This window comes from Alteromonas sp. KUL150 (assembly GCF_009811475.1).
In the GTDB taxonomy this organism is placed as follows: domain Bacteria; phylum Pseudomonadota; class Gammaproteobacteria; order Enterobacterales; family Alteromonadaceae; genus Alteromonas; species Alteromonas gracilis.
In genome coordinates this window covers 88,246-109,080 of record NZ_BLIJ01000068.1, presented here as the reverse complement: position 1 = coordinate 109,080, position 20,835 = coordinate 88,246, and the positions used below count along the sequence as shown (strand labels likewise).

The window sequence follows — 20,835 nt, the reverse complement described above, 5'->3', positions numbered from 1 at the left end:
CTCAGACTCTGACCCCATTTTTTGAGGGTGTATAAATGATCGAAACGCATATGTATTCGAAATATAAATATTACTGATAGTGGGTGCGTGGTAGCTTATTGTTACATTCAGCGTTTAACTTTCAGGGCGAAATAACACTATGGACAAATCAAAACAACTATTTACGCTAATCACCTCGGAAGGTGAGTTACAGGTATCGCTAAAAGAAGTGGATGTTCCAGAACCTAAGTCACACGAAGTAATAGTTCAAATGGAAGCCTCTCCAATAAACCCATCAGATATGTGGCCCATGTTCGGCCCTGCAAGCCTTGATAAGGCAATCTTTGATGAAGATAAAAAAGCACTAGTAGCACCAGTACACAAGCCGTTGCTGAGTCGCATTAAATCGCGTTTGGATCAAACCTTGCCTATCGGCAATGAAGGCGCAGGTACGGTTGTTAAGGCGGGTGATAGTCCAGAAGCACAAGCATTAATGGGCAAGACGGTATCTATTCTTACCGGCGCTGCCTACACCGAATTTGCGTGTGTTCCAGTACAGGCTTGCCTGCCACATCTGGATAGTACAACACCGCAGCAAGCTGCATCTTCATTTGTAAATCCGCTTACAGCACTTGGCATGGTTGAAACCATGCGAATGGAAGGCCACAAGGCGCTTGTACATACCGCTGCAGCCTCTAACTTAGGGCAAATGTTGAACAAGATTTGTCTAGAACAGGGCGTAGAGTTAGTAAATATTGTACGTAGCCAAGAGCAGGTTGATATTCTCAAAGGCATAGGCGCAAAAATTGTACTTGATTCAAGTAGCGAGAACTTCAAAGCCGAACTCTATCAAGCCATTGATAGCACAGGCGCAACGCTAGCATTCGACGCCATTGGCGGTGGTGAGCTAGTGAGCGATATTCTTACTATGATGGAAGCATCGGGCAGTAAAGATGCAAAAGGGTTCAACACCTATGGTTCTGACAGCAACAAACAGGTGTATATCTACGGCGGCTTAGATTTCTCGCCAACTATTTTAAACCGCGCTTATGGCATGACGTGGAGTATTGGTGGTTGGTTGCTAATGCGTTTCTTAGGCAAGCTTGATAAGAAGCGTGTAGGCGAGCTCTACCAGAAAGTGGCTACGGAAATTAACACTACGTTTGCGTCGTCTTACAGCAAAGAGTTAAGTCTAGAGGAAGCGCTTCAGCCAGAGAATGTGGCTTTGTATAATGCGAAAAAGACCGGCACAAAATACCTTATTGTGCCGAGTAAGGGCTAATCTGCGAGACGTTTAACTACGGCAATCTCAGCTTAAATGTAATCAATAAAAGGGTCTGTTGATCTTTGATGTACAAACTGCGGTTTAAAGTACATTGAAGGGCGACAGACCCTTTTTGTATCCATTCTCATTCAGCTGACAGTGAGCTGGAAATACGCTCAAGAAAATGTGAAGTAAACAGTAACCCAGATAAAAGGTAGTTAAGATAGCATGCCTGAAGGTCCAGAGATTCGTCGCGCTGCAGACAAAGTTGAATTGGTCATAAAAGATATCCCTTTAGAAAAGGTAGAGTTTGGCTTAGCTCAGCTTAAACCCTACGCTAAGCAGTTAGAAGGTGAAAAAGTGTTGGGCATGGAAACCCGTGGCAAGGCGTTAATCACCCATTTCAGTAACGCGCTTTCTATGTATTCACACAACCAGCTCTACGGCGTGTGGCATACCTGTAAACGTAACGAACTGCCCGATACTAAGCGTCAGTTGAGAGTAGGGCTTCATACCAAGACGCATAGCGCTATCTTGTATAGCGCCTCTGATATTAGTATCTGGCCATCGCAAACTATTCACGAACATCCGTTTCTACAGCGGGTAGGGCCTGATGTATTAAACGGTTCGGTGTCAAAGGAGCTGGTATTAGAACGCTTACGTTCAAAAGCTTTTTATAACCGCGCGCTAAGCGGTTTGTATCTAGACCAGCGCTTTATGGCAGGGCTTGGCAACTATCTCCGTAGCGAAATACTATTTGCAGCTGGCGTTCACCCTTCGCTTAAACCCTCGCAGTTAGATGATGAGCAGCTTCGCGGCTTAGCGCATCACACCTTGGCCATATGCAAACGCAGTTATGAAACCGGTGGCTATACCGTGTACACCGAACTACGCGAAGTACTGGAAGCAAAAGGCGTTAACTTTGAGGGCACGAGGTTTATGGTGTTCGATAGAGAAGAACAGCCTTGTAGAGTCTGCGCCACGCCAATAAAGCGACAGTCCTACAATGGGCGACGCCTCTATTGGTGCAGCCAATGCCAGGCCAAGTGAACTAGATTTCTAGCGAAGCGCGCGCTTCTTAACAAACATAAACACTAACATCACGTTCAAACCAAATATGGCAATGCATAACGATCCGATAGTGGCATCTCTAAAACTAAAAAATTGGGCCACGGTACCCGCGCCTATTGTGCCTAGCATCATACCTACGCGGGTGGCGTTTGAATAAAAGGCTGAAGTGAACCCGGTTAAGTCGGGCGCTTGTTGTTGCAGTAACGTCAACCCAATGCCTGCATATAAGCCGTAGAAAAGGGCGTTCAGTATTTGAAGGGTAAGTAACTCCCAACTTGACTGAGAAAAATACACGCCGATGTAGAAGCAGCAGCCGAAAATGAATGCTACGGCCATGATACCTGCGGGTGGAAAGCGTCGAGCCAGCTTGGCCGCCAGTAACATGGTAGGGATCTCAAGTGCGGCCACTACACCCATCATCAGCCCGGGTAAATTTTCTGCCAACCCCAGTTCATTCATGACGTATAAGGGCATCGATGATAAATACATAACATTGCCAGCCATACCAGCAAGTATAGCCAGCCCAACCAGCCAGAAAGGAAGCGATAGCGAGCCTTTTAAAGTAGTATTGAGTGACTGTTGATTAGCTTTTTGAGGCGGCACAACCTTTACTACAAAAAGCGTTGCAACTAACACACATGCGATAGCCACCGAAAAAGATGCTGCAAAGCCAAAATTGGCGACCAAAGTAAACGCTAGCGGCGGGCCAACCACCCAAGCAAGAGAGATGGCAGCGCGAACTTTTGAGTTGAAGGCGGCTAAGTCGATGTCTTGGTTTTTTGCCCATAGCCCTGAAACGGTCAACATCTGAGACACTGCCCCTGCACCCACAGACATAAATAAAACGCCAGCAAGAAACACGTGCCAAAACTGGTTACTAAAGATAAAGGCGACCATCGCAATGCCTACACAAATCATGGTTAGCCCATAAAGACGATTTGCGTTAAAGCCTTTATCAGCCAGGTGCCCTAGGTATTGACTGATCACCAACCCTGATAGCGTAACAGAAACCATGTAAATGCTTATGTATATGGGCTCAACGTTAATCTCGTCAATGAGAAAATAGCTCATAAGAGGCGTAACAAACGAGGAGGTTAAGCCAGTTAAAAGGCTAAGCAACAGAAAAGGAAGTTGTGGAGAAAATGCGTAACGCGATGACATGAGACTATTAGCTCCCGAGGGCTGTTAAACGTGGTTGACCCAAACTCGTAAAGAAAAGGTCACAGCCCTTAATAACGAGGGCGCATTATAAGTGCTGCGTATCTCATGTCTATGACGAAGCTTTTATAAGCTATCTTTTAAAATTATGCTGCATTAACACTTTTCTTTAAAAAGTGCACAGCCCCAGAGCGCGCTCTAAATCTAGAGAAAGCTCGCAATTTCGCTAAGCGACTTTTTTTGTTGAGCATGTGCTGGAATAGTGGCATTGGGTGCTGGGTAGCCTGCAATTATTAGCATGTAAGCCCGCTCATTATCTGGGCGCTGGCATATTTCGGTTAAAAAATTCATAGGTTTTGGAGTATGAGTCAAGGTTGCCAGACCAGCATTGTGTAACGATGTAATAAGCATGCCAACCGAAATACCTACCGACTCATGAACATAATAGTTTTGGCTTTTTTCACCCGCTTTTGTTTCACCAAATTTTTGACTAAATACAGCAATAAGCCAGGGTGCTTTTTCAAGATAAGGTTTACTGGCATCTGTGCCTAAAGGCTTAAGGTCATCGAGCCACTGTTGACCAGCGCGTCCATTGTAGAACCCTTGTTCGTGTGCCTCTGCTTGCTCGCGGATTTGTTGTTTTACGTGGGCAGACTGAATAGCGGTAAAATGCCAGGGTTGATGATTTGCGCCGCTGGGAGCCGTACCGGCAGTGAGTATGCAGTTTTCAATGATGGTTTTATCGACCGGTCTGTCACTGAAGTGTCGAATACTATGGCGACGCTGCATGTTTTTCAAAAAATCTGCACTTCGAGCAAGCATACTGTCTTCTGGGTATTCAATAAAATCAGTAAGAGGAGAGTGGTCGTGAGGTTGCATTGGTTTTCTCTTTTTTGTTGTTTTCCTCACTTTATCTTTTTGGCCATCGTTTTCAAAATAAAACGCTACAAAAAAGCGACTCACTCAGGCAAAAGTGAATCGCTTCGATTAAACGCTTAACTAAAAGTGCAAGCGGGTTAATTACGTTTGAACGGCGGGCGCGTGCCACGTCTTTGCTTGTCGTCTTCCTCTTCTAGCATTTCAAGTTGAGCAACGTCATAAACAGGCATCATGGTAGTTGTTCTGCGATAAGGAGGCTTTCCACGCATAATCACCTCCTTAACCTCAACGTACTCGATAGCTTCCTGACCTACTGACTCCAACTGTGCAACGTCGTTAACCGACATAGTCACTACTTTGCGTTTAAACGGTGGTTTACCAGAATAATCTACCACTTGCACTTCTACAGTATCATCAGATGAAACTGGCATTGCTTGCGCGGTAAATCCAAGCGAAACGGCAGTGATAAGCGTTCCCAAAACATAGCGTAATTTCATATCGTGTCCTTATATTAAACTTACTACTTTTGTATATTGTATGAACGAATTTGGTTCAAACAATACTGATTGGTGATAGTCATAAACTATCAGTTTTGGTTATTAGTAGTATGCGCTAAATCAGAGGGACTAATATGCTCGCTGAGAAGCACAATATGCACCAATGCATGCCTATGTATGGTGCATAATACCCAGCGCTAGTGCACCAATAAGGTGCTTAAACGTGTGGTCATTTCGAGCAGATCGAAGAAAATCAAACAATTAACATATGGTCTTTATCTTGCTGTTCTCCTACGTCTTCTTTTAAAGCGTGTGGTGTAGATAAAATGAACAGAACGGCAAAAAAAGCAGTGACGTTATCACTCTCAGTGCTGTTGATGGCATATGTAGGTTTTGTCTCACCAACATTGGCCATAGAGCAAAGTATTCCACTATCGCAAAGTAAAGGCGGAACCTTATACCTGGAAGCTACGCTTGAATCTAATGTGAGAGCATCGTTTTTGCTGGATACGGGATCGAGTTTGTTAACGCTTAATCAAGCCACTTTTAACGCTCTTACTCAAAATCAACCGCTACTTGCTACCAGAACGTCGGCAGCGAGAATGGCGAACGGAAAAATTCTTAAGGTATCACAGTACCAACTCAATTCAGTGCGTATTGGCAATACGTGTGAAGTAGGGCCAGTAGAGGTCGCCGTGCTTCCAAAGGGGAATAATATCCTTGGCATAAACACACTGCTGAGGGTGGCACCATTAACGATTACGGCAAACTCAGTAATACTTGCAGGATGCGAGTAAAGTAGCCCTTCGTTAAAAAATAAGATACAAAAAAGCGAACCGAGAGGTTCGCTTTAAAGGCTGGGGTAGCGGGCTACGACTTAATCGTCACACTCGCTTACATCTCCGCCCATTTGTTCTTTCATTTTTACGCAGGCTTCGTATGCTTTCTTCGCGGCTGCGTCTTTCCATTCACCCGCTTTCTCGGCGCTTGCGTCGTAAGCGTCAGATGCCATGTCTTTGCCATCTTCGTAGGCATCAGAAGCCATTTTTTTACCATCTTCGTAGGCGTCTGAAGCCATCTCTTTGCCATCATCTAAGGCGTCTGAGGTCGCATCTTTTGTTTCATCCCAAGAATCAGCAGCATCTTCTTTTGCTTCTTCATACGCTTTAGACGTTGTTTCGCCTGCTTTTTCCATCTCTTTTTTTACATCACTTTTCGTTTCTTCGCTAGATTCTGTGCAGCCCATTAAAGACAGTAGTAGTGCTAACGCGATTGCTTTAGTTTTCATTGTGAAGCTCCTTTTACTGGGATAGTGGCCTAATTAAAAGCCGGTCAACATGGTGTGTTCAATTTTTTAGTGTTTTGGTATATAGCGCGTGTCTCTATTTTAGAAATTCGACTAGCTAAATATTGAACACGCCCAGTCTAGCCTACTTACCTTTGAATATGTAAGTAGACTTTATGCGGAAACGCTTATTCTTCTGGGGAATTTGTAGTAAAAATTAAATGTCGGCGCATGTCTTTTAAAACTACACCTTTTTTTAAAAGGGCGGAACTCAAACGACGTTGCCATTTTTTCAGCTCTGGTTCTGCTCCCAGCACGGCTTCTTCTGTGTCGAATTGAAAGCGTAATAGAAGGGACCCCGGAAACTGGTGATATTGAACGTCAAACCAGCACTGCAGCATTCCTTCAAGTTCATCGCGGCCTTGCGCTTCCAGAGCGTTAGCAATATCGAGTACCAACGCTTGTTGTTTTAGCTGAACAGCAGATAGCTTTTTCATTACATCTTTTTCTCAATTGCAATTTCAACACTTTCAGTAACTTCAGCGCCTTCAATAGTCAGCCACATTTGTCCATCTTGTATGGTGACCTGAATTTGCATAGAGCGCTGCACAGCGTGAGCAAGTGTAGTAGATAACGATTCCGGTAAAGTAAACACTGACAAGTTTTTTCTTGTTTGCAGTTTATTTTGTTCTTTATTCCACCACGCGTCGAAGCTGTTATCGGCGTAAGAATAAATCATCATCTTTTGGCTTTGATTACACCCTTTCTTGATGCGCTGCTCAGATGGTTGGCCCAACTCAATCCACAGTTCAATTTCATCGCTGAAACTCTTCTGCCACAAATCTGGAACGTCGTCGTCAGATAGCCCTTTGGTAAACTGCAGACGCTCATGCGCATTTACGATAAATGCGATAATTCGCAACATCATGCGCTCGTCGTTTTCTGATGGGTGACGAGCAATAGTAAGGTTGTGGTCGTTATAGTAATTGCGGTCCATATCGGTTATGGATATGTCAGCTTTAAAAATGGTCGCTTTGAGAGCCATGATGTTCCTGCTTAATTTAAATGAGGTATATTTTTTATCCTCTCGTGCTATGGCAACACTGACATAGCAAAATTTGGCGATATAGTACCAGCAAATAAATAGTTACGCCTTAGTTGAGCGCACTGTCATGTGCAGTAATGGCTATTTCAATAGTAGCGCTTTTATGTGCTCAACCAATTGCTCCGGTATGATTTGTTCATCGCCTTTGCATTTTTTTACTATGGCGAGCATTTGTCTAAGTAAGGGCTTGTCGTTGGCATAGCGTTGGCAAATGGCGCGTATTGTATTAAGAGGCAATGTACTGCCAAAGGCAAGCTGCTCATCATTAGTTAGTTTGCCAAAAATGCGGTTGGCAACATAGCGACGCAAGCGCTGTTTTGTCCCGCCATAAAAAAGTTATTTTTGCTAACAAAGGGAGGTTTCAAACGCTAAGTGTTATAGTTAAGTTCGCGCTTTATAAAGAAGTATTGCCATGCCTATTGAAGATTTACCGCTGCTAGATTTACATCGTCACTTAGATGGGAATGTGCGCCTGCGCACAATTCTGGAACTTGGTCAGCAATTCAACATCGACTTACCTGACTATTCGTTGGAAGGATTGCGCCCACACGCTCAGGTAATGAGAATTGCACCAGATCTTGTATCGTTTTTAGACAAACTTACATGGGGTGTTAAGGTGTTAGGCGACCTTGAAGCCTGCAAACGTGTAGCGATTGAAAATGTTGAGGACGCGGCTAAGCAAGGGATTGACTATGCAGAACTGCGTTTTAGTCCTTACTTCATGGCTGAAAGTCACGGGCTGCCATCACAAGGTGTGGTTGAGGCTGTTATCGATGGAGTAAAAAGCGCAACAAAAAAACACAATATCAAAGTGAATCTGATTGGTATTCTGTCACGTTCTTATGGCGAAAAAGCGTGTCAGCATGAGTTAGATTCAATCTTGGCTTATAAAGAACACATCACTGCAATTGACTTGGCGGGCGATGAAAAGGGATTCCCTGGAAGCTTGTTCGTTGAACATTTTAGGCAAGTGCAGCGAGAAGGGTTGCATGTCACAGTACATGCTGGCGAGGCTGTAGGCCCAGAAAGTATTTGGCAAGCTATAAAGCACTTGGGGGCTACCCGAATAGGGCACGGCGTTAATGCCATTCACGATGAAAATCTTATGGATTATTTGCGTGACAATCGCATTGGTATTGAAAGTTGTTTAACAAGCAACATATTGACGAATACGGTAGCCACACTATCAGAGCACCCGTTAAAAACCTTTTTGGAGCACGGAATACTCGCCTGTCTAAATACCGATGACCCCGCAGTTCAAGGTGTAGAACTCGATCATGAATTCTCTGTTGCCGCTAAGCAAGCAGGCCTAACCCCTTCGCATATTAAACAAGCGCAAGAAAATGCCTTAGCAATAGCATTTCTAAGTGAAAGCGAAAAAGCCGCATTAAAAGACCAGCGGCGTCAGCGTAATTAAGGCAACCCTAATCTAAGTATTGAAATCCAAAAAGTTAAAAGTGTTACACCAGCTTTTATTACCTTAGTGTAACAAATACGAAAAAAGTGGGGTCAGTGTAACGACTCTGACCCCATAACTACGGTTTTATGATGGCTCAAGCTCTACAACCAGCCTTAAGTGATTGTTTTGGGGGATTGTATGAAATGGATAGCACGTGACTAAATACAACCTTTTCTGATTGAGTTGAACATGCAGATCTTGGTCTTGTATGTCGACAATTCGTTTGGCCGAAACTCGATAGGGATGCCAAATTCCATCTAGTGTTTGAAGCTGTAGCGCGTCGCTTACATTTACCTTCTCGAGAAAAGCGAAGTGTGTGTCTTTGTGGCCTCCAATAACGCTACTTTCACTGCCTAATTCGCCAGCGTTAGCATGCCTACCCGGGCCGAAGGCAAGTGCATTCCCCTGAGCGCCTTCCAGGATATACAAGTCTGTATTGCTGTTTGGGTGCACCATTCGCCCTACTGGCCACGTGTCTGCCCATTGCCAAGGCCTAACCTGATCCCCCGTTTGCAAGGTCTCGGTCCATGCTCGCTTAATTAATACCTGTGCTAACTCTGCTTTTACTGACAACCAAGCGGCATTACCAAACCCAATAGCCGCAATAACAAGGAGTAATAAACTTACTAGTAATTTGGGTTTAGCCATTGTGAGTTATGCCTTTATCTTCTTTAAAAATGCGATATTGCGCGAAGAGATAACGTCGAGCTTCTCCCATATTGAGCAGCATTAATAAAAATAGCGAAAGTGCGCTAATCACAAGGTACTGGTTAATGCCGGCAGAGGTTTGTGGATAGCTAATGGCGCGCATTTGCATGCCTTGCGGCATGAGGTTTTTAATATGCTGTGGGCTAGCATTTGTCGATTCAGGCCTTGATTTCGTTTCTTCGATGGCAACAAAGCTGGTATAAGCCGTAATGAGTTTATGGGGTATAGCTACCTTGAGTATGTCTTTTTCAACGTCTTCTTCATTCCTTCCTAGGGCCTTTTCATCCATTAACGCTGCAACTTTTTTACGAGCCCAGGCGGTAGCGATACCTGTAGTTTGAGAGGAGTGAGCAGGGGGGCTATTCACTTCGTTATTGTTTGCGTTATTTGGGGGGGCAGCCGTGAAATATTGCACCTGCACACTGCGCTGCCACTTGTGGAGATTACCGTTTGTGTCAGTTAATGTGCCTGAAAGCACCACTTGGTTGTCTAGGTTGTTTCCATCCCCTCTAGCATTGTCGATGTGTTTTATGCTAGCAAAGTCAGGCACTTTAACGTTGATGAGTAAAGGTTCACCAGCATATAAATCAGGCAAACGTTTGGGGAACACCTCAACGCTTTTATTAAGCCGCATACTTTTAGGCAGGATCAGTGAAAGGTTGCTTAAAACGGGGCTTTCAAGCTTAGTGAACAAACGCTCCATTTCTTTTTGTATATTATTTGTGTCGTTAATAAAGACATAGCTACCTCGACCAAATTGCGCAGCGCGGGTCATGAAATAGCTGTTTGGTGCGCTGCCAATCCCCACAGTAAAAAGCCGTGCGCTCCCTAGCTCCTGTTTAATCAGCGAGAAAAGTGCCGCTTCATTTCCAACCGCGCCATCGGTAATAAACACCACTTGTTTAATGAAGTTTTCCTTTGGCTTGGCTTTTAAAGCCTCATGAAGCGCGCCCGCCATTTCAGTGCCGCCATTGGCGTGTAGCTCAGATATAAAAGATAGGGCCGTGTTTATATTGTGTGGCTGAGTATTTGTGGGCTGGCTGAACAACTTTGTGTAGTTAGAACTAAAGGCCACGATGTTAAATCTGTCTTTAGTGTCTAGTCTTTCGATAGCCAGTTTCAACGCGGCTTTAGCATCTTCAATTGGGCGACCTCCCATAGATCCTGACGTGTCTATTACAAAAGTGACATCTCGTGGAAAGTCTTGCAGATCCTTAGGGTTTACTTGTGGTGGTGTTAGCATAACTAACGCATAGTGGTTGTTATCTATATTCTCTGCAAAATAGGCTGCTTGTGGAGTCGCGGTGTTAAGTGGGCTCCAGTGCAACCACAAATCTCTATCCATGGTTATTTGTGTGTCATCAAGTAAAACTCGGTATTGATACTTGGTGTCGTCAATAGAATGCCATTGTACTTGATGGCCTTTGCTGTAAATGGAATTTATAGCCAATCCTGCGTTAATTGTTGCCTTAAACGTAAGCTGGTTGGTGAGGTTGTTTTGAGGCAGCGTATCTATCATAAATGGGGTAATTTTATCAGCGTCACTGACTTCATTTGTGGGTAGAGCCCAGCCCGAGATAAAGCCGTTGTCGGTAGTTATATGGCTATGGCTATGAGAGCCTCGCTCACTTTTATTTTCACTATGTCTATGCTCCTCGTTTGCGTTGTTTGTTTCGCTGCCGCCAGCGTATGCGTGTTCAACTAACTCGGTATCGCTCAAATCCTTTGTGAGTATGCCTGGAATGTATCGAGGGGTAAGGGTAGTAGGAAGATGAAAGCTAAATTCGCCATTTTCATATGCCACTTGCTGAATATACTGAAGCGTTACCGTTATATCTTCGCCTGGCGCTATATTCGCAATGTGCTGAGTGAATAAGTTCGGGCGTTGTTGTTCAGTTAAACTGGCTTTCTTTCCTGCTTTTTTAGCTGTTTCAAAAGCTTTTTTAGCTTCTGCTTTTTGCTTGATTTTGCCTCGGATTATTCTTTTGCCGATAAGCATTTCCATGCTGTTAATCGCTGCGTTGTCATTAAGGGGGAAGGTGTAAACGGCATGCTTCCATTCATTGCTGTTATTGGTGAATTTTTGAGAATAGGTAACGTGCGCAATCATGCCATTCACCTGTAAATCTACGTCAGTTGAATGCAAAAGGGCGTGTGAAGGCTCGCCGTCCTCGCTTTGCAATATTAATTCGCCAGACTCAGCGCGACTTAGTGGGCTTATCATCAACCCAAGTAAAAAGCACAGAAAAGAGACAAGAATAAGCAGCCTATGTTTGCGCGGTTGGGCCGCACGCTGCCGGTCTCGAAACCACGGTTTATGCGTGCTCGGAGGGTTGAAGTAGTCGCGCTTAGGTGTTTTAGAAAATAGCATAGGATAAGCTCGTTATAGATGACGATGCTTATTATTAAACGCCCTGAATAGGGCGAATTATGAACAGTGATTATGGCGAACTGGTGAAGAAAGATGGCGAAAGCGCACAGAGACTGTATCTAAGGCTAGATATTATTCGCCAGCCATGGCGCGGCCCTTGGTTTTTACACTGGCGATGAGCATATAAATGCTGGTGGCAAGTAGGCAAGAAAACAAATAGCCCATCAGCCCTTGTGGGCCTGCTAAAAAGTTGTCGGCAACGAGGGGGCCGAGTACCGAACCTACGCTGTAGCTAAACAGCATGACCTGCGTTGCGCTTATTATAAAATTGGCGTCTAAATTGTCGCAGGCCAAATTTATCGCCACCGGATAAAGAGCAAATATGGCCATACCCAGCAGGAACAGGCCTGCCCCCAAAGCATAAATGTTGCTGAATGCTGCGGTAAGTGTAATTGCAGCAACACCGAACAGGCAAAACAGCGCCATGAGTAATGTGCGCCCTAAATACTTTGATAAAAACGGAATTAAAGGTTGGACAGCCATCGCACCCAAAATGATAAGCGCCATTAAACTTCCCAAATCGTCATGAGCGATACCTCGGCTCGACAGCTCAAGGGGCATAAGACCGTAGATCGCACCAAGGGTTAAACCCGACACTATACAGCCTATAATTGCAGCATGATTTAGTTTTGATATTTGTTTAAACGTCAGAGAGGTACTCTGTGTTGTTTCAGGCTGTTCGCTCTTGGCAAACAAAAGTACGCCAATGGCTAAAATCAACATAGTAAAAATGGTCGCAAAGGGTAGCGTGCCGCTTACGCCGATAGCGCCGATACCTAATTGCCCTAGAGAACTTCCGCCGTACAATGCCCCCATATAGAGGCCTAAACGTTTTGCTCTGTCGCCCTCATCTCCATGTAGGAGCCACGACTCGACAATAACAAATACACCTGCTACCGCTATCCCTGCCACTAATCGAGCAACAAGCCATACCGTGGCGTGAGCAAATAAAGGCATTATTGCAACAGTCAGTACCAATACACCTAAACACAGTGCAAACCCGTGCTTGTAACCAATACGGGTAACAAGCGGCTCTATACTTAACGCGCCCACGAGTAAACCTGCATAAAAGCTACTGGCCAGCCAACTTGCAATAGTGGTGTCTAGGCCATAGTGGCTAAGCATGAGGGGTATTAGGCTCATTAAGTAGCCAGACGCAACCGCGTAAAATCCGAGCGCGATAACGGGAACAGAAACGCGCGCTTTGGCCGGTGTAATAAGGTGATTGTCCAAGGTACTGCCTTACATCAAAAGAAAGAGAAGATAATTTCGCGGCGCGAATATGAGGTAATTTTTGATGCAGGTAAAATGAAAAGAAATGCTCGTAAAGATGCTAAAAATTAATTGTGAAAACGGTGCTGACCCTTGGTGTCAGCACCACAAGATAGATTGCGCAATTACTTTATGTCATTTGGCGTATGATCGGCCACGAAAGCGTTTCTTTCACCCATGGGTTTTTCTTCACCTTTTGTACTGTCGGCCGTGGTTTGAAGCTCTATAGACGAGTTTACTTCCGCTCCAATAAGAATGATATATGCCGTTAAGTACAGCCACATAAGCAAAATAATAATGCCCCCTACAGAACCGTAGGTTTTATTGTAGTTTCCAAATTCATTGAGATATACCGAAAAACCGTACGATGCTAACACCCACAATATTGTGGCAAATATCGAGCCTGGCGTGACCCAGCGCCATTGGGCTTCTCTTCTATGCGGGGCGTAGCGATAGAGTGCCGACAGCGCAATATTAAATAACGCTAACATTACCGGCCACGTCACCCACATGGCTTGCTCGGTACTTATTGCGTTAGACGTCATCCAGTTTATTGCTTCGGGTAAAATAGTAATGCAGGCAAGGGCTACAATGACGGTCAGGATCATAAATATGGTGCAAGTGATGCGTGCCAAAATACCCTTTAAAAAACTTCTACCTTCCGCTTCGCTATAGGTAATATTGCACGCCTTGATAAGTGCATTTGCACCTTTGCTGCTGCTCCATAAAGACAAAGAAAGCGTAAATAAGAAACCCCATCCTAATGCCGAGTTCGACTTTTCAGTTAAATTGGTAAGCTGCTCTTCAATGATATATCGGCTTTCATTGGGTACGACGTTAACAAGAAGTGCCATGTGATTTTGCAGTTCAGAAGGAGAAACCATAAGCCCGTATAGTGCGATAATCGAACCTAATAGCGGAAAAATGGCAAGCAAACAGTAAAAAGCTACGCCAGCTGCGATAAGAGGAATATTGTCTTTTTGAAGGCTCGTGAAAATACGTTTTAAGATACTCCACCAATGTTTAAGAGAAATCTCAAAAGCTGACTTTGCGTGGTCTAATCGTTCCGTGTTCATATTTCCTCGGTTTTTCTTACGCAGCTTACTGCTTATAAGTAATTATCTATGCGAACTGGTATTAATACACAAAATGTGAGAACTCGGCTTAAAAAGATTATTAGAGCAGCGCTCTTTATATAGTGCTTTCACTTGTTACAACGTGTGGCGAAAAGCGGTGCTTCTTAGACGTGTTGATCTCTATTAGATAACAGGCATCTACTCTGTAAATCATTCATAACCCCTGCATTTCTGCGTAACAGTAAGTTAGGTTTTCGTTATTTAACTCTTTTAAATATTCAATTAAAACAGTTGGCTAGACTTTTTTCTTGTTGGTGGTTTGCTAATTGCAGCGACAAATAATATGTAGCAAATCGTTCCAAACTTTTAATTAGATTTTCATTTAGGGTTTGAAGTGTCTGATTTGCCGTTCTGAGTTCAGTTTTGAAAAGGAGTAAATCAATGAGCAATACCTATAATCTTAAAGGTAAAAAGGTCGCTATTCTTGCAACTAACGGTTTTGAGCAAAGTGAGCTTATTCAGCCTAGAGACATGTTGACTGAGCAAGGCGCTCAGGTCGACATTTTATCCATTGATGACCAGTCTACGATAAAAGCGTGGGACGAAGATAATTGGGGAAAGGACGTCGAGGTTGATGTTCAAGTTACATCAGCGAACTTGCAAGACTACGATGCTCTTGTGTTACCGGGCGGGCAAATAAATCCCGATGTACTGCGTACGAACAAGGATGCTGTGACGTTAATTAAGCAAGCGAATGACACTTCAAACATTAAGGCGATAGGGGCAATCTGCCATGGGCCATGGATGCTGGTGGAATCAGGCTTAGCGAAAGGCGCTAAATTAACATCTTTCCCAAGTATTCAAACCGACTTAAAAAACGCTGGTGCCACATGGGTTGATGAGCAAGTGGTAGTTCACGAAAAATTGGTGACTAGCAGAAACCCAAACGACATCCCCGCTTTTGTTAACAAGATTAGCGAAATGCTCACCCAGTAGCGTTTGAAAGACTGCAGTAGTTATTAATCAAGCAAATTAACGATAAATCGACGTTAGCGAACTGTTTTGAATTAACTCTAGGTGGGAAAGGCAATAAGCGATGGTATTCGTAACACTGCCATCTAGGGTTCGTTACTGTTGCTAAGTAAGTTAGGAGGATTTATGTCGAACGAAAAAACTAATGACAAAGTTATCGCTATTACCGGAGCATCTAGTGGTATTGGTGAAGAAACCGCGAGGCAACTTGTGGGCAAAGGCTTTAAGGTTGCGCTGTTGGCGCGAAGCGAAGATAAGCTAAAAGCACTCGTAGATGAGCTTGGCGAAGACAACGCATATGCCGTTAAAGCCGATGTGAGCAATTTTGACGAAGTGGAAAAGGCATTTAAAGATGTTAACGAACACTTTGACCGCATTGATGGTATTTTCGCAAATGCTGGACGCGGGGCAAAAGCCGCAGGTATTGAAAAGGGTGAGGTAGAAGATTGGGACGGCATGTTAGGCGCTAACGTTAATGGCCTGCTTTACACTGCAAAAGCTGGCCTTCCCTATCTTCGCGACACCAAAGGCCACTTTATTATTACAAGTTCTGTAGCCGGACGTATAGCACTAAAAGGTTCTGTGTATGGTGCAAGTAAATGGTTCGCCTATGGCTTTGGGCAGAATTTAGCTGAAGAAATGAGAGAGTGGGGCGGGCGATGCACAACAATATGTCCTGGCATGGTCAATACGCCATTTTTCGACGAGCCGAAAGAAGATAAATTGCAGCCAGCAGATATTGCGAAATCGGTACTGTTTGCACTAAGCGCTGAAGATTCGGCATGTGTGCGTGAAGTCTATGTAATGCCTGCCAACTAGTCAGGTTTTTTACGCAAACGAAAAAATTGAAAAAAAAGGAGGGGCTGGGATAGAAACCGCCCCTTTTTTGTCTTTTGTTTACCGAATATTATAATTGACCATATCGTTATTCCTTTCAGTTGTCTTTCCTGCGCCTTCCCTATTAATTTCATGAAGCTATGTAAATTAGCCAAATAAAGTATTTTTCTCGCTGTATTGCTCCTAATCTGATTGTGTCTAATAAAGCGTCACAAAAATCACACAGGCCATTGCCGACAAAACAGCGTTAAAGTCTCAGAGCCTTGTTATGAATGGTTTAAAGCACTAAGCCTTGTTGGCGCTACAACAATAACAGGAGAGTAGAATGTCTAATGAGTTTGCGGGTAAAACCGCCATCATTTCAGGTGCCGCAGGTGGAATTGGTTTTGCGCTGGCTGAAGCATTGGCAAAACAGGGCATGAATATCGTCATGGGTGATATTGATAATATGGCGCTAACGGAATCTGGTGGCGCGTTGCGAGAGCAAGGTTTTGATGTTCTGACTTGCGCTCTCGATGTTACCAACTATTCCCAATGGGAAGATATTGTTGCTAGTGCAAAAGAGAAGTTTGGCAAAGTGCACATGGTGGTTAATAACGCCGGCGTGGGAGGCTCACCAGGTAAAGTAGAAGATGCTGAGCATGAAACGTGGCGTTGGGTTATGGATGTCAACGTGATGGGCGTACTTTACGGTGCGCAGGCATGTGTACCTGCTATAAAAGAGCACGGTGAAGGAGGCTGGGTGTTAAATGTAGCGTCTATGGCTGGGATGATGGGCATGCCATATGCCGGTGCGTATTGCGCGTCGAAAGCCGCAGTAGTTTCGATGACCGAAAGTTGGGTGGCTGAGCTAAAACCCTTTGGTATTCATACCTCTGTGTTGTGCCCTGCATTTGTGAAAACCCGTATTCATGAGTCGTACAGAAATAGACAGCAAAAGTATGCTGTGGCGGCTGACAAGCGCATCGATAAAGAAAAACTTAAAGCTGGAGCACAAGCTGCCACTAAGGCCGTTGAGTCCGGTATCCCGGCAACCATGCTTGCTGAACGGGTAGTTGAGGCCCTTCAGTCTGAGCAAACTTATATTTACACTCACCCAAATTATCGTAAGGTCACGAGTGGGCGATTTAAGGCGATTGATAGCGCATTTGAGGATGCAGAACAAAGCGCAGTGGTAGGTCATCTAATCAATGATGAGATTGTCACGTTTTAACACCTAACAACAACTCAGTGGGATTTGACTGAGAACAGTAAAAGTTAAACTTCATAAATTGTCGCCATCTTTTATTGTCGGTGAAAGGTGGTGACGTCCGCCTATCACATCTCTTAGTTTTTAACTTTTGTAATGGGCAGTTGGTCGTGTGCTACATTGTAACTTTAAGCATTTATTAGTAATGCTATACAGTGGTAATACTACAAATTCACAACGGGCTTTGCCCGAATAAACACACTGGACAATAATAATGAGAAAGCTTCTAAGAGCGGCAGTTGCTGTATCAGTTGCACTTGCGTGCACTCCCACCTACGCAGATAAAAACGACAAAAATGAAATCTTCAACAGTTCAACGTTTAAAGCTATGGAGCTTAGAAACATTGGGCCTGCTTATATGTCTGGGCGTATCGCTGATATCGCTATTGATCAGAATAATCCCTCTACATGGTACACCGCGGTTGGCTCGGGTGGGGTTTGGAAAACCACCAACGCTGGTACAACCTGGGAGCCTATCTTCGATGACCAACCCGTTTATTCAATGGGCGATGTCACCATAGCGCCAAGTAACTCGAATATTATTTGGGTGGGCACCGGTGAAAATAATGGTGGTAGACACATCAGTTTCGGCGACGGTGTTTATAAGTCATTAGATGGCGGTCAAACATGGAAAAATATGGGGCTGTCGAAGTCAGAACACGTTTCAGACATTATTATCCATCCAACCAACCCTGATATTGTTTGGGTATCTGCGCAAGGTCCGTTGTGGAGCGGTGGCGGCGAACGCGGCTTATATAAAACGACTGATGGTGGTGAAACCTGGAAGCAAGTACTTAAGCCCGCTGATGAGTGGACTGGGGTAACGTCTCTTCTAATTGACCCGCGCAACCCGGATAAACTTTATGCGGCTACCTGGGCTCGCCAACGCTCAATTGGCGCCTATGTCGGCACCAATGAAGGGGCAGGTATTCATACGTCAAACGATGGTGGCGAAACCTGGACAGAGCTTAAAACCGGCTTGCCACAAGGCAATATGGGTAAAATTGGTATGGCCATATCGCCCATGAACCCAGATGTTATTTATGCCACTATTGAAACGGACAACCGCGGCGGTGGTTTTTATCGTTCGGCGGATCAAGGCGCTAGCTGGACTAAAATGTCTGACGAAGTGGGCGGCGGAACCGGCCCTCATTACTATCAAGAAATTTTTGCAGATCAACATCAGTTTGACCGTGTCTATATCGCCAGTAACTACAGTAAAGTGTCGGACGATGGCGGAAAAACTTGGACGCCGATTAATACTAAACGCAAACACGTAGACGACCACGCCATGTCGTTTCATCCCACTGATCCAGACTTTGTTTTAATGGGGTCTGACGGTGGCATTTATATGTCACACGACAGAATGGCGAACTGGCGCTTCATGGCCAACTTACCACTAACGCAATTCTACAAGGTAGCGCCTGACGACTCGAAACCTTTTTATAAGATTTACGCGGGTGCACAGGATAACTCTACCCAGGGCGGCCCGTCGCGTACTCGACGAGAAGAGGGTATTAAGAACAAAGATTGGTTTTTAACCCTTGGTGGTGACGGACATGGCCCTGCTACAGAGCCAGGCAACCCAGATATTATGTACTCTCAGTGGCAGCAGGGTAATTTAACCCGTATTGATATGAAAACCCGAGAAGGGGTTTATATTAAACCGCAGCCTCTTCCTGGCGATCCAGCGGAGCGTTATAACTGGGACGCGCCGATCAATGTGTCAGCGCACGACCCGGCACGTATTTACTTTGCTTCACAGCGCGTATGGCGAAGCGACGATCGCGGCGACAGCTGGACCCCTGTATCTGGTGACCTCACAAAAAATGGCAATAGAATGCACTCGCCACTGATGGGACGTACCTGGTCGGTAGAAGCGGGATGGGATTTGTATGCCATGACCGAGTTCCACACCATTGCAAACTTCGCCGAAAGCCCAGTGGATGAGAACATTTTATGGGCAGGGACTGACGACGGCATTATTCAGGTCACCACCAACGGCGGTAAGTCTTGGAAGAAGATTGAACTAGACGACATCAAAGGCATTCCAGCTAACTCATACGTCAATGATATCCGCGCTGACTTGTTCGACCCTAATACCGTCTATGTGGCGCTTGATAACCACAAATATGGCGACTACAAGCCGTATTTAATTAAATCGACAAACTTGGGTAAAAGCTGGACTTCGCTGGCTGAAGATTTACCTGAAAAGCATCTGGTTTGGCGTATTGTGCAAGATCATGTAAACAAAGACTTGCTGTTTATTGGTACTGAATTTGGTGTGTTCTTCTCGGTAGACGGTGGTAAAGATTGGGTAGAATTAGATGGCGGCATGCCAACCATTTCAACCCGTGACGTAAAAATTCAGCGCCGAGAAAACGACTTGGTAGCTGGAACCTTTGGTCGAGGTATTTACATACTTGACGATTATGCTCCACTTCGTTCATTAACTGAAAAATCGATGCAGCAAGACGCCATTTTATTTGGGCCGAGCCGCCCGGTTAAGTGGTTCCAGCTAGATGATAATCACACCGACTCTGATGGCGACGACCGCTTTGTTGCCAAAAACCCCGAGCACGGTGCAACTTTTACCTATTATCTGAAAGACAGCTTGCTCACGGCAAAAGAAAAACGCCAAGAAGCAGAGAAGAAGTTAATAGAAGATAAGAAGTACCCTAAATATCCAAGTTGGGAAGCGGTTGAAGCTGAAAGCCAAGAGGCTGCACCTGCTGTCTACGTTGAGGTTCGCGATAGCGAAGGTGACGTAGTTAAACGCGTTGAAGGCAAGACAAAGAAAGGCCTGCATCGTTTAACATGGGACATGAAGTTTTCATCGACTAACCCCCTTACCGACAAAGACAGTAAGGACAGGGGATTAATGGCATTGCCTGGTCAGTACACTGCTACCCTGTTTAAACGCGTAGGTGCGAAGGTGACGCCACTTTCTGAGCCAGTGTCGTTTGAATTAACGCCTATATATGAGGGAGCGCTTAAAGGTGCAACCCAAAGTGAAATTGAGTCTTATGGTAAAGCGGTAAGCGACGCGCAAAAACGTGCTATTTCGTCAACTACGGTACTTAAAACGCTGACAGATACAATGGCGCTGCTGCGCACGGCCATTGAACGTACGCCTAATGACGTAAGCAATCTTGAGTCTCAGTATGCGGCAATCCAAGACGAGCTAAACGCCTTGAATAAGGTGTTCTTCGGTCTTAAGTCTCGCGACAAAATGGGTATCAAGCCGGCAAACGTGATGAGCCGGCTAGGCTATGCACGTTCTGCACTGGGTTCATCATATGGCCCTACAGCACAGCATAAAGACCAGCTTGGTTACGCCAACGATAGCCTGAACGATGCGGTAACACGAATTAGCGCGCTTCAAAGCCGCTCGGTGCCAGCCTTACAGCAAGCTGTTGTCGACGCCGGTGGCCCGTGGACGCCGGGCTTACCCGTTGTATCTCAATAGCTGATTCGCCGTCAGGGCATAGTTTCTATGCCCTTTAGAGAAGCGCGTTCTCTTTTTTATGCCG

General features: G+C 44.9%; 19 protein-coding genes. 8 read left to right on the top strand and 11 right to left on the bottom strand.

Translation table 11 applies throughout. The features are described from left to right. Positions 1-139 precede the first annotated feature (139 nt). Positions 140-1,261, top strand: a complete 1,122-nt coding sequence (locus GVO62_RS16420; RefSeq protein ID WP_159120165.1) for a zinc-binding dehydrogenase — start codon at positions 140-142, stop codon at positions 1,259-1,261. A 210-nt stretch (positions 1,262-1,471) separates the two neighbouring features. After that, on the top strand, positions 1,472-2,293 hold the full coding sequence (nei, locus tag GVO62_RS16415) for an endonuclease VIII (RefSeq protein ID WP_159120164.1): 822 nt from the start codon (positions 1,472-1,474) through the stop codon (positions 2,291-2,293). Between the two features lie 9 nt (positions 2,294-2,302). Here the strand turns inward: nei and GVO62_RS16410 are convergent, their stop codons facing one another. From GVO62_RS16410 to GVO62_RS16400, 3 genes are all read right to left on the bottom strand, one after another. Then, complete coding sequence (locus GVO62_RS16410) at positions 2,303-3,475, bottom strand: sugar efflux transporter (protein WP_159120163.1); 1,173 nt, start codon at positions 3,473-3,475, stop codon at positions 2,303-2,305. 201 nt (positions 3,476-3,676) lie between these two features. Further along, positions 3,677-4,351 (bottom strand): nitroreductase family protein, encoded by a 675-nt coding sequence (locus GVO62_RS16405; protein WP_159120162.1) that lies wholly within the window; start codon positions 4,349-4,351, stop codon positions 3,677-3,679. A 137-nt stretch (positions 4,352-4,488) separates the two neighbouring features. Further along, the gene (locus GVO62_RS16400) at positions 4,489-4,848 is read right to left on the bottom strand and encodes a hypothetical protein (RefSeq protein WP_105931507.1); all 360 of its coding nucleotides are present in this window, start codon (positions 4,846-4,848) and stop codon (positions 4,489-4,491) included. Positions 4,849-5,174: 326 nt separating this feature from the next. Between GVO62_RS16400 and GVO62_RS16395 the strand changes: the two genes are divergently transcribed. Then, complete coding sequence (locus GVO62_RS16395) at positions 5,175-5,645, top strand: retropepsin-like aspartic protease (RefSeq protein ID WP_236547209.1); 471 nt, start codon at positions 5,175-5,177, stop codon at positions 5,643-5,645. A gap of 80 nt (positions 5,646-5,725) precedes the next feature. Here the strand turns inward: GVO62_RS16395 and GVO62_RS16390 are convergent, their stop codons facing one another. From GVO62_RS16390 to GVO62_RS16375, 4 genes are all read right to left on the bottom strand, one after another. Then, positions 5,726-6,136 (bottom strand): hypothetical protein, encoded by a 411-nt coding sequence (locus GVO62_RS16390; protein ID WP_159120161.1) that lies wholly within the window; start codon positions 6,134-6,136, stop codon positions 5,726-5,728. Between the two features lie 185 nt (positions 6,137-6,321). Beyond that, positions 6,322-6,630, bottom strand: a complete 309-nt coding sequence (locus GVO62_RS16385; RefSeq protein ID WP_159120160.1) for a hypothetical protein — start codon at positions 6,628-6,630, stop codon at positions 6,322-6,324. Further along, entirely contained in the window at positions 6,630-7,178 is a 549-nt protein-coding gene (locus tag GVO62_RS16380) for a YaeQ family protein (RefSeq protein WP_159120159.1), read from the bottom strand. The genes GVO62_RS16385 and GVO62_RS16380 overlap by 1 nt, the downstream gene beginning before the upstream one ends. Before the next feature lie 141 nt (positions 7,179-7,319). After that, on the bottom strand, positions 7,320-7,547 hold the full coding sequence (locus GVO62_RS16375; protein WP_159120158.1) for a hypothetical protein: 228 nt from the start codon (positions 7,545-7,547) through the stop codon (positions 7,320-7,322). Positions 7,548-7,650: 103 nt separating this feature from the next. Here GVO62_RS16375 and add point away from each other — a divergent pair, with 103 nt between their 5' ends. Further along, positions 7,651-8,655 (top strand): adenosine deaminase, encoded by a 1,005-nt coding sequence (add, locus tag GVO62_RS16370; RefSeq protein ID WP_159120157.1) that lies wholly within the window; start codon positions 7,651-7,653, stop codon positions 8,653-8,655. A gap of 126 nt (positions 8,656-8,781) precedes the next feature. On the opposite strand, the gene GVO62_RS16365 is transcribed toward add, so the two are convergent. The 4 genes from GVO62_RS16365 to GVO62_RS16350 form a co-directional block, all read right to left on the bottom strand. After that, a complete protein-coding gene (locus GVO62_RS16365) occupies positions 8,782-9,345 on the bottom strand; it encodes a class GN sortase (protein ID WP_159120156.1) in 564 nt (187 codons plus the stop codon). After that, positions 9,338-11,776, bottom strand: coding sequence for a marine proteobacterial sortase target protein (locus GVO62_RS16360; RefSeq protein ID WP_159120155.1), 2,439 nt, complete (start codon positions 11,774-11,776; stop codon positions 9,338-9,340). Before GVO62_RS16360 ends, GVO62_RS16365 begins: the two co-directional genes overlap by 8 nt. 132 nt (positions 11,777-11,908) lie before the next feature. Further along, a complete protein-coding gene (locus tag GVO62_RS16355; protein WP_159120154.1) occupies positions 11,909-13,069 on the bottom strand; it encodes an MFS transporter in 1,161 nt (386 codons plus the stop codon). A gap of 164 nt (positions 13,070-13,233) precedes the next feature. After that, positions 13,234-14,184 (bottom strand): YihY/virulence factor BrkB family protein, encoded by a 951-nt coding sequence (locus tag GVO62_RS16350; protein ID WP_159120153.1) that lies wholly within the window; start codon positions 14,182-14,184, stop codon positions 13,234-13,236. A 441-nt stretch (positions 14,185-14,625) separates the two neighbouring features. On the opposite strand from GVO62_RS16350, the gene GVO62_RS16345 reads away from it, so the two are divergent. The 4 genes from GVO62_RS16345 to GVO62_RS16330 all read left to right on the top strand — a co-directional run bounded on the left by GVO62_RS16345 (position 14,626) and on the right by GVO62_RS16330 (position 20,771). Beyond that, entirely contained in the window at positions 14,626-15,180 is a 555-nt protein-coding gene (locus GVO62_RS16345) for a type 1 glutamine amidotransferase domain-containing protein (RefSeq protein ID WP_159120152.1), read from the top strand. Between the two features lie 162 nt (positions 15,181-15,342). Continuing rightward, the gene (locus GVO62_RS16340; RefSeq protein ID WP_159120151.1) at positions 15,343-16,035 is read left to right on the top strand and encodes an SDR family oxidoreductase; all 693 of its coding nucleotides are present in this window, start codon (positions 15,343-15,345) and stop codon (positions 16,033-16,035) included. A gap of 343 nt (positions 16,036-16,378) precedes the next feature. After that, a complete protein-coding gene (locus GVO62_RS16335; protein WP_159120150.1) occupies positions 16,379-17,266 on the top strand; it encodes an SDR family NAD(P)-dependent oxidoreductase in 888 nt (295 codons plus the stop codon). A gap of 250 nt (positions 17,267-17,516) precedes the next feature. Then, on the top strand, positions 17,517-20,771 hold the full coding sequence (locus GVO62_RS16330) for a VPS10 domain-containing protein (RefSeq protein WP_159120149.1): 3,255 nt from the start codon (positions 17,517-17,519) through the stop codon (positions 20,769-20,771). The last annotated feature ends 64 nt before the right edge of the window (positions 20,772-20,835 follow it).